Source organism: Streptomyces yerevanensis (assembly GCF_000716805.1).
In the GTDB taxonomy this organism is placed as follows: Bacteria; Actinomycetota; Actinomycetes; order Streptomycetales; family Streptomycetaceae; genus Streptomyces; species Streptomyces flaveus.
Genome location: NZ_JNWJ01000030.1, coordinates 31,075 through 44,822, shown reverse-complemented (window position 1 = coordinate 44,822; position 13,748 = coordinate 31,075). Strand labels below are relative to the sequence as shown.

Annotated in this window: 11 protein-coding genes and 2 pseudogenes; 10 read left to right on the top strand and 3 right to left on the bottom strand. The window is 70.7% G+C overall.

All coding sequences use genetic code 11. The features are described from left to right. Positions 1-188 precede the first annotated feature (188 nt). The 3 genes from OP79_RS28550 (at position 189) to OP79_RS28540 (ending at position 2,983) form a co-directional block, all read left to right on the top strand. Positions 189-1,622 (top strand): aldehyde dehydrogenase family protein, encoded by a 1,434-nt coding sequence (locus OP79_RS28550; RefSeq protein WP_033324185.1) that lies wholly within the window; start codon positions 189-191, stop codon positions 1,620-1,622. Between the two features lie 143 nt (positions 1,623-1,765). Continuing rightward, positions 1,766-2,626 carry a helix-turn-helix transcriptional regulator gene (locus OP79_RS28545; RefSeq protein ID WP_033324183.1) on the top strand — a complete coding sequence of 287 codons (861 nt, stop codon included), beginning with the start codon at positions 1,766-1,768 and terminating at the stop codon, positions 2,624-2,626. Between the two features lie 15 nt (positions 2,627-2,641). Next, a complete protein-coding gene (locus OP79_RS28540; RefSeq protein ID WP_245685473.1) occupies positions 2,642-2,983 on the top strand; it encodes an antibiotic biosynthesis monooxygenase family protein in 342 nt (113 codons plus the stop codon). 16 nt (positions 2,984-2,999) lie between these two features. On the opposite strand, the gene OP79_RS28535 is transcribed toward OP79_RS28540, so the two are convergent. Continuing rightward, complete coding sequence (locus tag OP79_RS28535; protein WP_033324180.1) at positions 3,000-3,608, bottom strand: malonic semialdehyde reductase; 609 nt, start codon at positions 3,606-3,608, stop codon at positions 3,000-3,002. A 105-nt stretch (positions 3,609-3,713) separates the two neighbouring features. Here OP79_RS28535 and OP79_RS28530 point away from each other — a divergent pair, with 105 nt between their 5' ends. Next, positions 3,714-4,115 (top strand): winged helix-turn-helix transcriptional regulator, encoded by a 402-nt coding sequence (locus OP79_RS28530; protein ID WP_033324178.1) that lies wholly within the window; start codon positions 3,714-3,716, stop codon positions 4,113-4,115. 21 nt (positions 4,116-4,136) lie between these two features. On the opposite strand, the gene OP79_RS28525 is transcribed toward OP79_RS28530, so the two are convergent. After that, entirely contained in the window at positions 4,137-5,873 is a 1,737-nt protein-coding gene (locus OP79_RS28525; RefSeq protein WP_051744986.1) for an FAD-binding protein, read from the bottom strand. A gap of 180 nt (positions 5,874-6,053) precedes the next feature. Here OP79_RS28525 and OP79_RS28520 point away from each other — a divergent pair, with 180 nt between their 5' ends. The 3 genes from OP79_RS28520 (at position 6,054) to OP79_RS28510 (ending at position 10,647) form a co-directional block, all read left to right on the top strand. Next, a complete protein-coding gene (locus tag OP79_RS28520; RefSeq protein WP_033324175.1) occupies positions 6,054-8,867 on the top strand; it encodes a helix-turn-helix transcriptional regulator in 2,814 nt (937 codons plus the stop codon). Positions 8,868-9,049: 182 nt separating this feature from the next. After that, positions 9,050-9,769, top strand: coding sequence for a sigma factor (locus OP79_RS28515; RefSeq protein WP_033324173.1), 720 nt, complete (start codon positions 9,050-9,052; stop codon positions 9,767-9,769). A 110-nt stretch (positions 9,770-9,879) separates the two neighbouring features. Further along, positions 9,880-10,647 (top strand): SDR family NAD(P)-dependent oxidoreductase, encoded by a 768-nt coding sequence (locus tag OP79_RS28510; protein WP_033324171.1) that lies wholly within the window; start codon positions 9,880-9,882, stop codon positions 10,645-10,647. A gap of 120 nt (positions 10,648-10,767) precedes the next feature. On the opposite strand, the pseudogene OP79_RS57215 reads toward OP79_RS28510, so the two are convergent. After that, positions 10,768-10,917, bottom strand: a pseudogene (locus tag OP79_RS57215) (GNAT family N-acetyltransferase); the annotation flags it as partial. Here OP79_RS57215 and OP79_RS57210 point away from each other — a divergent pair. The 3 genes and pseudogenes from OP79_RS57210 to OP79_RS28495 all read left to right on the top strand — a co-directional run bounded on the left by OP79_RS57210 (position 10,858) and on the right by OP79_RS28495 (position 13,718). After that, entirely contained in the window at positions 10,858-11,127 is a 270-nt protein-coding gene (locus OP79_RS57210; RefSeq protein ID WP_033324169.1) for a hypothetical protein, read from the top strand. The pseudogene OP79_RS57215 and the gene OP79_RS57210 sit on opposite strands and share 60 nt — an antisense overlap. Positions 11,128-11,574: 447 nt before the next feature. Further along, positions 11,575-12,790 (top strand): annotated as a pseudogene (locus OP79_RS49870) (serine hydrolase domain-containing protein). A gap of 124 nt (positions 12,791-12,914) precedes the next feature. After that, a complete protein-coding gene (locus tag OP79_RS28495) occupies positions 12,915-13,718 on the top strand; it encodes an SDR family oxidoreductase (RefSeq protein ID WP_033324167.1) in 804 nt (267 codons plus the stop codon). The last annotated feature ends 30 nt before the right edge of the window (positions 13,719-13,748 follow it).

The window sequence follows — 13,748 nt, the reverse complement described above, 5'->3', positions numbered from 1 at the left end:
GGCGGCGGCCCCGCAGCTGCCTCGGATCGTCCCGGCTGCTCACCCTGACCTCTGCACGAGGGGGAGCATAACAACAGCTCCGGCGGCCGATGCTGTCGCGGTGAGGCGCTGCCGTGACGGGGGAGTGACGCGGATCATGGGTCTGAGAGGGCATGGATGCCGTGCGGCGACCGGTGTTCCCTGGCGGCATGAACGAAGAACACACGGTTCCTTTCCCTGCTCCGTCCCACTGGATCGACGGCCGTGCCGTCCGCGGTTCGGGGCCGCTGATCGATGTGGTGAATCCCGCCGACGAATCGGTCGTCGCCACGTTCCACGAGGGCACGGCCGAGGACGTGGACCTGGCGGTGGGTGCCGCGCTCGCCGCGTTTGACGGGTGGGCGTCGGCGTCCGTGGAGCTGCGGGCGGCCGTCATGCGGCGCCTGGCCGAGGGCCTGGAGAAGCACCGTGAGGAACTGGCGGCCACCATCACCCAGGAGATGGGCGCGCCGATCAGCTTCTCCCGGCAGGCGCAGGTGGGTTTCCCGGTCGCCTCGATCCTGGCCGCGATCGCGGCGGCCGAGCAGTTCGAGTGGACGTCGGTGGTGGAGAACTCGCTCGTGGTCCGCGAGCCCATTGGTGTCGTAGGCGCGATCACTCCGTGGAATTTCCCGCTCCAGCAACTCGTGACCAAGGTCGTCCCCGCGATGCTCGCGGGTAACACCGTCGTCCTCAAGCCCTCGGAGCTCTCCCCGCTCAGCGCGCGGATGTTCGCCGAAATAGCCACCGAAGCCGACCTGCCCGACGGTGTGTTCAACGTGGTGCAGGGCACCGGCCCGGTCGTCGGCGAGGCACTCACACGGCACCCGAAGGTCGACATGATCTCCTTCACTGGATCCACTCGGGCCGGCCGGGCCGTGTTCGTGGCGGCCTCCGGCACCATCAAGCGGGTCGCCCTCGAACTGGGCGGCAAAGCCGCCCACATCATCCTTCCCGAGGCCGACCTCGACGCTGCCGTCACCCGCGGCCTGGCCTTCGCCTGGGCCAACGCCGGCCAGGCCTGCGGCGCCTACGTGCGGATGCTCGTGCCCGCGGGGCTCCAGGAGACGGTGGTGGAGAAGTTGCGGGCGGCGGCCGAGGAGTACGTCGTCGGTGATCCCACCGACGAGGGCACGCGGATCGGCCCGCTCGCCTCGGAGACCCAGCGCCGCCGCGTCGACGACTACATCCGCCGCGGCGTCGCCGACGGCGCCACGCTCGTGGTCGGCGGCCCCGGCCGGCCGGAGGGCCTGGAGAGCGGTGCCTACGTCAGACCCACGATCTTCGCGGACGTCGACCCGGAGTCGGTCATCGCCCAGGAGGAGATCTTCGGCCCCGTCCTCGTGGTCATCCCCTACGCCGACGACGACCACGCCGTCGAGATGGCCAACGGCACCATCTACGGGCTCAACGGTGCGGTGTCCGGTGAGGAGGAGCACGCCATGGCGATCGCCCGGCGCCTGCGCGTCGGCCAGGTCGACGTCAACGGCGGGCAGCACAACTTCCAGGCGCCCTTCGGCGGGTACAAACAGTCCGGCAACGGCCGGGAGATGGGCCGTGCCGGGCTCGAAGAATTCCTGGAGACCAAGGCGATCACCCGGTGAGGCGGCCCGGCGGCGTCGCACGGAGAGGACAGCACGGTCCGCGGCAGCGGAACACACCGTGTCACGGGAATGCATCGTCCTGATCGCATCGTTCACCCAGCCGAAAGGTGAGGACGACGCACGTCCCGGCAGAGAGGACAGTGATGGCGGACCGAGCAGCTCTGGCAGCTTTTCTCCGGGCCCGCCGCGAGGCGCTCCAGCCGGAGGACGTCGGCCTTCCCCGTGGGCGCCGCAGGCGCACCGGAGGACTGCGCCGCGAGGAGGTCGCGGCACTGTGCGACATGTCGGTGGACTACTACAGCCGCCTCGAGCAGCCACGAGGCCCCCACCCCTCCGAGCAGATGCTCGCCGCGCTGGCCCGCGGCCTGCGCCTGTCCCTGGAGGAGCGGGACCACCTCTTCCGGCTCGGAGGGCATGGCGTGCCGCGCCGGGTGCGGAGGGAGGATCACGTCGATCCGGGAATGATGCGCATCCTGGACCGGCTCGAGGACACTCCCGCCCTGGTGATGAACCACCTCGGGGAGACGCTGAAGCAGACACGTCCGGCCGTGGCACTGCTGGGCGACGTGACGGCGTACACCGGACTGGCCCGCAGCGCCCACTACCGCTGGTTCACCGACCCCGCCTCCCGCCTGATCCGCCCGGAGAGCGAGCACGCGGAGCAGAGCCGTCTGATGGTGGCGGATCTCCACGGTGCCTACACCCGCGACGGCGCGCACTCGCGGGCCGCCGAGCTCGTGGACGCACTCATCGAGGAGAGCTCCGAGTTCGCCGACATCTGGCGGAAGCGTCCCGTACTGGGGCCCGCCTGCGCTCCCAAGCGTTTTCTCCACCCCCAGCTCGGGACGCTGGACCTGCACTGCCAGACACTCGTCGACCCGGACCAGTCCCAACGGCTCGTCGTCTACACCGCCACACCGGGAACCGAGAGCCACACCAATGTGCGACTGCTGTCCCTGCTCCCCGCTCACCTGTCACAGAACCGGGCCGTGCCCGGTCGTTAGCGTATGAGTCAGTCCTTGGATACGAAGACTGGTGTCGACGGCCCGGTCACGGTCATCAAGAGCTACAGCGTGCCGGTGGAGGAAGCTGAGCGTTTCATCGAGGTCTACCAGGAGAACGCCGGGATCATGGCGCACCAGCCCGGTTTTCTCCGCTCCCGTCTGCACCGGCCGCTCGCCGACGCGCCCGAGGTGCGGTTCGTCCACATCGCCGACTGGAGTTCGGGCCTCGCCCTCGACCGCGCCACCGCCGATCCCGAGTGGCTCTCCTCGATGCAGCGGATGTTCGACGATCCCGGTCTCCACATCACCTCGGAACCCGCCGGCTACCGCGTGGTCGTCCAGTTCGAACCGTCCTGACCCGGTGCCCGTCGTCTCAGGCCCAGGCGACGGCGTCCTCGTGCGCGAGGCGCGGCATGCGGTCGAACTCCGGGGGACCGGCCGGGTGGCCGATGTTCACGACGAGGACGGAGTGCCAGTCGCTGTCCGGGAAGAACTCCTTGTCGATCCCTGCGGCGTCGAAGCCGGCCATCGGTCCGGCGGCGAGGCCGCAGGCACGGACGGAGAGGATGAAGTAGCCCGCCTGGAGAGGGCCGTTGAAGGACGTGATGCTGTCCCGCTGAGCGGGGTCGTCGGCGAAGTACTCCTTCATCTGGGGCCGGATCGGCAGGATGTGCGGGATGTGCTCGTGGAAGCGGTTGTCCACGGCCAGGATCGCGACGGCGGGCGCGGAGGCCGACTTGGGCCGGTTCCCCTCGTCGAGGTGCGGCAGCAGGCGTGCTTTGCCCTGAGGCGTCCGGACGTACAGGACACGCAGCGGCTGCAGGTTCGCGGCGGTCGGGGCCCAGCGGGCCAGTTCCCAGATGTCGGTCAGCGTCGCGTCGGCGACAGCCGTGTCGGCGAAGGAGTACGTGGTGCGCGCGTCGGCGAAGAGCGCGGCTTTGGCTTCGTCGCTGACACGGGAAAGGGGGACCGAGGTGGTCACGTCGAACTCTCCTTGCTCGCAAATGTGAAGCTACTTCATCATTCGATGGTACTTCGGAAAACAGAGTGACATCGAGGAGAGTAGCACCCTGGCTATCCTGTGTGCATGAAGGAAGCAGCGGACCCCCGATCGCCCGGTGCGGGCGACGCCCCTACCGGGCAGCACCATCCGGCGGCGTGCGACGGGGCTCTGACACGGGCCTTCGGCTTTCTCGGCAAGCGATGGAACGGCGTCATCCTGGCCACCTTGCAGCACGGGCCCCTGGGCTACGCCGAGTTGCGGCGTGCGGTGGACGGCATCAGCGACTCCGTCCTCTCGGAGCGCCTCTCCGAACTGTCCGGCGCGGGACTCACCGTGCGCGAGGTGGAGCCCGGACCGCCGGTCATGGTCCGGTACCGCCTCACCCCGGACGGAACGGCCCTCATGCCCATCCTCAGCGAACTGGCCAGGTGGGCGTCGCGTCACCTGCCGGAGACGCCGACCGCCCCGCGGCACGGCAAGAACTGAGCCGGACGCCTTCTCCCGGGGTCACCGTCTCCGCTCCGGTGACCCGGCGTCGGCCGAGACGTCCCGCACCAACTCGGCGATATGGGTGGGGATGGGCGGGACGGGCTCGCGCCGTACCCCGGTCGCCGGGGACCACACCAGAGTGGCCGTCAGGTCGGGGTCGACATCAGGGTGGTCGGACCGGTGGTGACTGCCCCGTGTCTCCCTGCGCTCCCGTGCGCACTCCAGTGTCGCGCGCGCGGCGAGCAGGGTGGACCTGAGGTCGTAGGCGTACGCGAGGTCCTGGAAGCCGCCGATGTCGATGTGGATCCCGGCGTGAGCCGTGCGAGCCTCGATCTCGGCGAGTCCGGCGAGCCCGGCGGCGAGCCCGGCCTCGTCGCGCACGACGCCGGCGTGTTCCGTCATCAGGTGGCGCACCGAGCGCAGCAGGGCGCGGATGTTCTGGTCGCCGTTGGCAGCCAGCAGGCGGGACACGTCACTCTCCGCGGCGCGCACCGCCGCGGGGGAGCGTTGCTGCACGGTGAGCCGGGCCGAGTACTCCGCCGCGGCCCGGCCCGCGATCCGGCCGTAGACGAGGAGTTCGATCAACGAGTTCTCCTCCAGTCGGTTCGCGCCGTGCAGTCCGCCGGCCGCCTCCCCGATCACGTAGAGCCCGTTGACATCGGTGCTGTGGTCCTTGGGTCTCACCCAGACCCCGCCCAGGGAATACTGGGCAGTCGGCGTGACCTCGACCGGATCACGGGTGATGTCGAGTGTCTGCACGTCCAGCAAGGTCTGGTGCACTTGGGGGAGCCGTGTCAGGACGGTCTCGCGCGGGAGATGGGACAGATCGAGCCACACCCCGCCGGTCTGGGTGCCGCGCCCCTCCTTGATCTCGGTATAGGCGGCCGCGGCGACCCTGTCCTGGCTGCAGCGCTCCATGCGCTCGGTGTCGTAGCGCGCCATGAACCGTTCACCGAGGTTGTTGAGCAGCACTCCGCCCTCACCGCGTGCCGCCTCGTCGACGAGCAGGCCGGCCACGTGCTCCGGCCCGACCAGACCGAGGGGATGGAACTGCACCAGCTCGGGGTCGCGCAACCGGGCGCCCGCCTCGACGGCGAGGCGGAAGGCGTCGCCGCCGCTCTCGTCACGGCGCGACGACGTGCGCCGCCAGATGCGGGTGTGCCCTCCGGCCGCGAGGATCACGGAGTCTGCGTGCACGAGGTAGCGCGAGCCGTCGACGAGGTCGAACCCGTAGGCACCGAAGACCGTTCCGTCGTCGACCAGCAGCTGGGTGACGTACACGCCGGTGAGGACGGGGATGCCGAGCTCCGCCGCGCGGGTCTGCAGTGCCCGGTGCACCCCCGGCCCGGCATGCTCACCGGTGAACGCGGCGCTGTCGTACGGGTGGCCGGACCGGCGCGGGCCGTAGCGTCCCACGTCCTGGAAGCCCTGCTCCGCGTAGCGGGCGACGACCTGGGCGGTGCGGGGATCGGCCAGCAGACGGCCCTCCCGCAGCGTTTCGGCAGCATGCCGCTGCCACACGTCGTCGGGACTGGAGCCGGCCGACGGCCACGCGGAGCCCGAGGTTCCCATGGCCGCGGGCGTACTCTCGGCCGTGCGCTTGGCCACGGCGATGACCGCGACACCGGCCTCCGCGACCTCGATGGCCGCGCGCAGGCCTGATCCACCGGCTCCCACAACGAGCACGGATGTGGCGAGCTGGTGTCCGAGCGATGACACGGGGGGCCTCCTGCGGCGGGCGACGGGCGAGATCATCGGCACTGGTCGACCGGACAGCGGGCTCTTTTGTGACAACTCCCGAGGATTTCCGGACGTGGAGACTGTCACAGGCAACGGACACACAGGGTGTGAGGCGCTCCGGATATCGTTACAAGGCTTGTTCCGACCATGTTGTGGGATCTTTTCGTCCCCAGATGTCCCGAGGAGCCGCGTCGCATGATCGCCAGCCCGCTTCCCGACCTGGTCGGCCGGCAACGCGAGTGCGCGGCGCTCGAGGACCTGCTGGCCGGGCTGAGCGAAGGCGGGCCTCGCATCCTGGTGGTCCGCGGCGAGGCCGGCACGGGGAAGTCGGTGCTGCTGGAGTACGCGGCCGCGCAGGCGTCGCGGGTGAAGGTGACCTGGGCGCACGGCATCGAGGCGGACATGGAGCTGCCCTACGCCAGCCTGCACCAGGTGTGCACACCGTTCCTCGGCGAGCTGGACGAACTTCCGGAACCTCAACGCGACGCCCTGCGCGTGGCGTTCGGCATGGCCGCCGGAGATCCCCCCGACCGTTTTCTCGTCGGACTCGCCGTGCTGACCCTGCTCACCCGGGCCTCCGAGGCCCGGCCGGTACTCGTCCTGGTCGACGACGCCCAGTGGCTGGACCAAGTGTCCCTGCAGACGCTGGAGTTCGTGGCGCGCCGACTGCTCGCCGAGGCCGTCGCCATTGCGTTCTCGGTGCGGGACCCCGAGGGCGGGGCCGCCCTCAACGGGCTGCCGACCCTTCGGCTGGAAGGTCTGGACACCGCCGCGGCCGGACAGCTCCTGGAATCCGTCGTCGGCGGCCGGCTGGAGAAGCGGGTCCGGGACCGGTTCGTGACGGAGATGGACGGCAACCCCCTCGCGCTGCTTGAGTTCTCCCGCGGCCGCAGCGCCGCCGAGCTGGCCTACGGACTCGACTCGTCGGCCCGGCCGGGCGCCTACGGGCCGGTCGCGAACCGCGTCGAACGCGACTTCGCCGGCCGGATCGGTTCCCTCCCGGCGGCGACGCGCACCCTGCTGCTGATCGCCGCGGCCGAACCGGTCGGTGACGCGCGCCTGCTGGTGCGCGCGGCCGCCCGGCTCGAGATCGTTCCCTACGCGGCACCGGCCAAGGCGGCCGGACTGATCGAGTTCGGGGAGTCCGTCAGGTTCCGGCATCCGCTGGTCCGTTCCGCCGTCTACCAGGGAGCCACACCCGAGGAACGCCGGGCGGTGCACCGGGCGCTGGCCGACGTCACGGACCCGGTGCTTGACCCCGACCGGCGCGCCTGGCATGCCGCCCAGGCCACCGACGGGCCGGACGAGGACGTCGCCGCCGGCCTTGAGCAGGCCGCCGACCGCGCACGGCAGCGCGGCGGCATCGCTGCCGAGGCGGTGCTGCTGGAGCGCGCGGCCGAGGTGACACCGGACGCGTGGGCGCGCGGCCGCCGGGCCCTCGCAGCTTCCGAGGCACACTTCTCCGCCGCGGCGCCCGACCGGGCCACCGAACTCGCGACGGTGGCCGAACTGTGTCCCCTGAGCACTCTGGACCGTGCCCGGCTGGCGCGCCTGCGGGCCCGGATCCTCTTCGCCCGCAGCCGCAGCGACGAGGCGGCACCTCTGCTGCTGGCGGCCGCCGCGCAGTTCACCGCCGCCGGGTCGCCGCTGGCCCGCGAGACCTACCTGGAAGCGATCAGCGCGACCATCTTCGCCGGCCGCGTCCACGGCCCGACCGGCGCCCGCGCGGCGGCGATCGCTGCCCGCAACTCGGGGGCGTCCCCCTCCGGTTCGGTGGCCGCCGACCGTCTCCTCGACGGCGTCGCCGCGCTTCTCGCGGACGGGTACGAGACCGGACTCCCGGCCTTGCAGAGCGCGCTGGACCTGCTCGTACACGAGGAACTCGCCACCCGGGAAGCGGTCATGCGCTGGCTGCTGCTGGTCCCGGTCGCCCTGGAAGCGTTCATTCACTACGCCTGGGACCTGCACGCATGGGACGCGCTGTCGGGCCGGGCAGTGCGCCTGGCCCGCGACGTCGGAGCGCTCGGCGCTCTGCCCCCGGCCCTCATCTACGCCGGCGGAGTGCACATCCACTACGGAGACTTCCCCGAGGCCGACCGGATGATCGACGAGGCCGACGCGCTCACCGCTGCCACGGGCCACGCCCCGCACAAGTACGCGACCCTGGTCCTGGCCGCGTGGCGCGGCGAGGCGGAGGTCGCCACCGGCATCATCGACGAAGCCAGACAGCGGGCCGAACAGACCGGCGAGGTCTCCCTGTTGGGCGCCACGGGCTACATCCAGGGGGTGCTCTTCAACGGCCTGGGGCGCTACGAGGAGGCGCTGGAGGCCGCGCGTGCGGGCATCGAGCACGACGGATTCAACTTCACCGGTCTGTCGCTGGTGGAACACGTCGAGGCCGCCACCCGGTGCGGTGAACTCGACCAGGCCCGCGCCTCGCTGGCCCGGCTGATCGAACTCACCCGGTCCGCCGACTCCGGATGGGCACGCGGCGCCGCCGCCCGCGGCCAGGCACTCCTCGCCGACGGCGACGCGGCCGACCGGCTGTACCGGACCGCGATCGAGGAGTTCGAGCGCGGCGGTGTGGCCGTGGAGGTGGCGCGCACCCACCTGCTATACGGCGAGTGGCTGCGCCGCAGCCAGCGCCGCTCGTCGGCCCGGGAACAACTGCGTACGGCTCACGAGATGTTCGACGGCATGCGTGCGCACGCCTTCGCCGAGCGGGCCCGCCGCGAACTGCTCGCCACCGGCGAGCACGTCAGCGTGCGGGAGGACAGGCCGACCAGCGCCCTGACTCCCCAGGAGTCCCAGGTCGCCGCGCTCGCCGCCGACGGCATGACGAACGCGAAGATCGGCGCGGAGCTGTTCATCAGCCCGCACACCGTGGAGTGGCACCTGCGCAAGGTGTACATGAAGCTCGGCATCAACTCACGTCGCGCGCTGCCCGGTGCCCTGGGGGACGCCCCGGCCGATGACCTCCACGACGAGGACACGATGCGGAGCGCCTGACGCCGGCCGCGGGGCCCCACGGACTCGACCACGGGTTCTTACGGGGTGCCCACGGGTTTCCACGCGCGGCCCATGGGGTCCCACGGACTCCACCACGGGAAGTAAGGGCGCGGGGGCCGGTGTCCCGCAGCGAGGGTGGAACCACGCCCTGCCGGGCGCCCTTCCACGATGAGGAGTTCCCCATGCCCGCGACCGGCACGCAGACGACGACCGAACCCGCGATCGCCCGGCCGGCCCGGGACGACGACATGGACGCCGCCCTCGACACCTTCCTGGCCGAGCGGACACGGCTCTTCCGTATCGCCTACCGCATTCTCGGCGACGTCACCGGAGCCGAGGACGTGGTCCAGGAGGTGTGGCTGCGCTGGCAGCTCACCCAGCGCGCGGAGATCGACAATCCGGCCGCGTTCCTGGTGACGGCCACGACCCGGCTGGCCATCAACGTCGTCCGCTCCGCTCGGCATCGCCACGAGGTCCCGATCGAGCCGCAGTTGGCCGACCTCGGTGACCGGGCCGCCCCGGACCCCGTGCTGAGCGTCGAGCGGACCGTTGCGGTCGAGGGGGCCCTGGCCCTGCTCATGGCGCGGCTGACGCCGGACCGGCTGGCCGCCTACGTACTGCGCAAGGGTTTCGGCTACGCCTACGCCGAACTGGCAGGGCTGCTGCGGATCAGCGCCCCGAACGCACGCGTGGTGGTCCACCGGGCGCAGGCCCGTCTGGAGTCCGGTCGGGAGCGCCCGGTCCCCGTCGAGTCGCACCGTCGCCTCGCCGCCGCGTTCCGGACAGCCGCCCACACCGGCGACCTGGACGGCCTGGTGAAGGTGCTCGCCTCCGAAGGCCAGGTGCGCCGAATGCCGCCGGCGCCCGGCCCCGCCGCCCGGCCCGTCCGGCACGCCGCGTGACAAGCCATTGACCATGTCACACTGTTCAATGTTTGACGGTCGCGCGATAACACACCATATTGTGTGTGCGTACCAGTGAAGAACGTAGTGAAGAAAGTAAGGAACGTGCGATGTCCGCAGACTCTTCCGACCAGATCTTCGCGGGCCACGTGGCCGTCGTGACCGGAGCCGGTTCCGGTATCGGCCGGGCCACGGCCGTCGCCTTCGCCGAGGCCGGCGCGCAGGTGCTCGGGGTGGGGCGGCGTGAGGGACCGCTGAAGGAGACCGCCGCGCTGCACCGCGGCATCGACATCCTGGCGATCGACGTCTGCGGTGAGGGAGCACCCGCCGAGGTGATCAGAACCGCCATACAGCGGTGGGGACGCATCGACCACCTGATCAACAATGCAGGTGCCACAGCGGTGATGAGACTGGCCGACACCGACGAGCGGACGATCACGAACCTGCTCGCCCTGAACGTCGTCGCGCCGAGCCTCCTCGCCCACGCGGCTCTGCCGCACCTGCGCGAGACCTCCGGCACGATCATCAACCTCTCCAGCACCTATGGGCACCGGCCCATGGCGGGAGGCGCGCACTACTCAGCCAGCAAGGCCGCCATCGAACAGATGACGCGCAGTTGGGCGTTGGAGCTGGCGGAGGAGGGCGTTCGTGTCAACGCCGTCGCTCCCGGCCCCACGCGCACCGACGTCATGCTGCGCGCCGGACTCACGCCGGAGGCCGCCGACGACATGTACGGCTATGAACGCGAGCGCATCCCCACCCACCACATCGCGAGCGCCGACGAGGTTGCTCACTGGGTCCTGCGGATGGCCGACCCCGCGGGACGGCACGCGACCGGCCAGGTGATCACCGTCGACGGCGGACTGGAACTCATCTGACGCTCCCGCCTGTCGGGGGACCGCGTCCCAGGCAGGGAAGTCGAACAGGCGATACGCCCACACCGGCGTGAAGCCGAACCGCCGGTACAGTGCCTCACCGGCGGGACTAGCCACGAGTGCTGCCGCGCCCATGCCCCGCTCCCGCCCCACCCGGAGCGCGGCGGCTGTCAACGCCGCACCGACACCCCGCCGGCGGTGCGCCTCGGACACATGGACGAGGAAGATCCCGGCCACGCCGTGGGCGGCGATCACCACAGTGGTCCCGACCACCCTTTCCTCCAGCACCGCGGCCAGGCGGACGATGTCCGCGTTGTCCTCGCGCCGCGACTCGATGCGCACCATCCCGGCCTGCAGTTCGGGCCCGACACCCATCGAGGTCCGGTACGTGCCGACCAGTTCCGCCAGCCGTTCCGCATCCCGGACCCGTTCCACCCGCAGCCCCGCGTGCGCTTCCTGCGGTCCGGTCGGCCGCGCGAGTGAGCGCACCATGACCGGAAGGCTTGCGACCTGCCGTCCGCCGTGGCGTCGCAGGAGACCGGCCGTGTTCTCCGGACTGTCGGGCCCGACCCACCACCACCAGGGCACTCCCGTCAGCTCCCGGCGAACCGCCCCGACCGCTGACGGCGACAGTAGCCGCACCACGCCGTTGAACTGAGGGGCGGCCAGTCCGCTGCGAAACCGGTCGACGCCGTCTGCCGGCCACCTCTCCGTACCCCAACCCAGCAGGTACTGACGGAAGTTGGCGAACACCGAAGTCATCAGCGCGGGTTGCACCATTGACAACATCTCCCTCACCTTGCGGTTCTCCACACTGTGTCCGTTATCGTTGCGTCCGGCGCTCTCCGGCCTGTCATCGACCGCCAGGACCGCCTCTGCCTGGGTGCCGTGCCGTGAGTGTCTCCACCCGATCACGTCACAAGGAACTGGATGCGTATCAGGAACGCGAGCACCGTGCTCGCAGGCGCCGTCGTGATGGTCGCCGTGGCCGTGACGCCCGCGGGCGCCGCCCGCACAACCACCCTTCCCGCCCCGTCGGTCGCGGGCGTACTGGCCGTCCAGAAGCAGGCGATGGCCGACGGAGCGCCCAGCGCGCTCACCCGTATCGACTCCAGTACGTCCCGCTACCGGATCTCCCCGGGCAAGGCGGACACCGCCTCCGGCACTGCGATGGACGCCGACCGCAGGTTCCGCGTCGGCAGCGTCACCGAGAGCTTCACCACCGTCGTGCTGATGTAACTCGTCGCCGAGGGGCGCATCGACCTCGACGCGCCCGCGAACGACTACCTCGCCGAGCCGCTGCCGGACGACCGGATCACGGTGCGGTATCTGCTGATGCCACCGCAGCGGCCTGTGGGACTATACGAATGACATGTTCTATCACACTGTTCCTGGCTTCGAGGCGGTCCAGAACAAGGTGTTCACGTACCAGGAACTCATTGACCTCTCGACCGCACACCAGCTCACCAACGCGCCGGGGGCCGCCTACAGCTACTCCAACACCAACTTCGTGGTCCTGGGCGAGCTGATCGAGCACGTCACGGGTGTGCCGATGGCCACGCACTACGATCAGCGGATCTTCCAGCCGCCCGGCCTGAAGAACACCTCGTACGTGCATCCGCGAACGACCCTCACCGGCGCCTACGCGCGGGGCTACGTCCGTGACGACGACGCCACGCTGCCGCTGGTGGACTCCACCGAGCAGACCGCCTCCTGGGCCCAGTCCGCCGGAGCCGTGATCTTGAGTGCGGCGGACCTGAACCGGTTCTTCGGCGCCGTGGCGACCGGCAAGCTGGTTCCGAGGCCGCAACTGCAGGCCATGATGAGCATGGTCTCGGTGAACGCGGACGGCACCCAGTCCTACGGGCTGGGACTGCGTGGCAGGAAGCTGTCCTGCGGCGTGACGGTCTACGGCCACACCGGCACCGTCCAGGGCTACTACACCTACGCCTTCACCACGGATGACGGCAGACGCAGCATGACGTCCATGGCGAACACGTCCAACAACGACACCGTAAACACCGTGCTCGGGGGCACGCTGGAGGCCGCGTTCTGCCGCGTCGACCCGGTCGCCAAGAGCAAGACCACCCGCTCTGCCGGCCAGCCGGTCACCGGGGACGTCGCTCCCCAGGTCCCGCGCCCCTGAGCCACGACCCCAGGTGTCACACATCGGGCACCAGCCCGGTCAAACCCCTCAGCCGACCCGGGCGTTCCCGCACCGGCACGGTCCGTGAACGCCCGCGAGGCCGGTCGCAAGAGGAGGTTGTGGCATGAAGATCGTGGTGTTCGACGACGGCGGACTCATGGGCGTCGAGACAGCTCTGTGGGTCAGAGACCACGGGCACGAGGTGGGCATGGTCTCGGCGCCCATGGGGCTCGACTCCCTCACGCCGGAGGAGGTCGCCGACGCCCTGCACGACTGTGCGGTGGTGATCGATCTCGCTCATCAACCGTCCCCGGCCACCGGCACGTTCCCGACGAGGAACGGTCAGGCCGGGGACGAGGCGGCTCACCTCGGTTCGTGGCTCAGCTCCACCGGCCGACTCCTCCGTGCCGCGATCGCCGCCGGGGTGCGACACCATGTGTGCCTTTCCGCGGTCGGCGTGGACCGGGTGCAAGGTGAAGGCGCCTTCCGGGCGCTGCAGGCGCGGGAAGCCATGATCGAGCGCTCCGGCACCTCCTACTCCATCCTCCGCAGCACGCAGTTGTTCGAGGCCGCCGAGGGAATCGCGGACACGGCCACCGAGGACGGAGTCGTCCAGGTGCCAGCGCTGAGGGTGCAGCCGGTGTCCTTGACGGACGTGGCGATGTACCTCGCGCACATCGCGGTGTCCCGGCCCCTGGGCGGAATGCGTGAGATCGCCGGTCCCGAACAGTTCGGGCTGGACCGGTTCGTACGTATCGCCCTTGCGACGGACGCGGACTGCCGGCCCGTCCGCACACACGCCCACAGCCCCTTCTTCGGCGCCCGTCCGCGCCCCGTGGACCTTCTTCCGGGCGCCGGCGCCTTCGTCGCGCAGACCAGCTACCGGGAATGGCTCGCCGGCCGCCCCGCGCCCGAGGTCAGTTCCTGACCCGGCACGGCGACCGCCTGCCCGCGACAC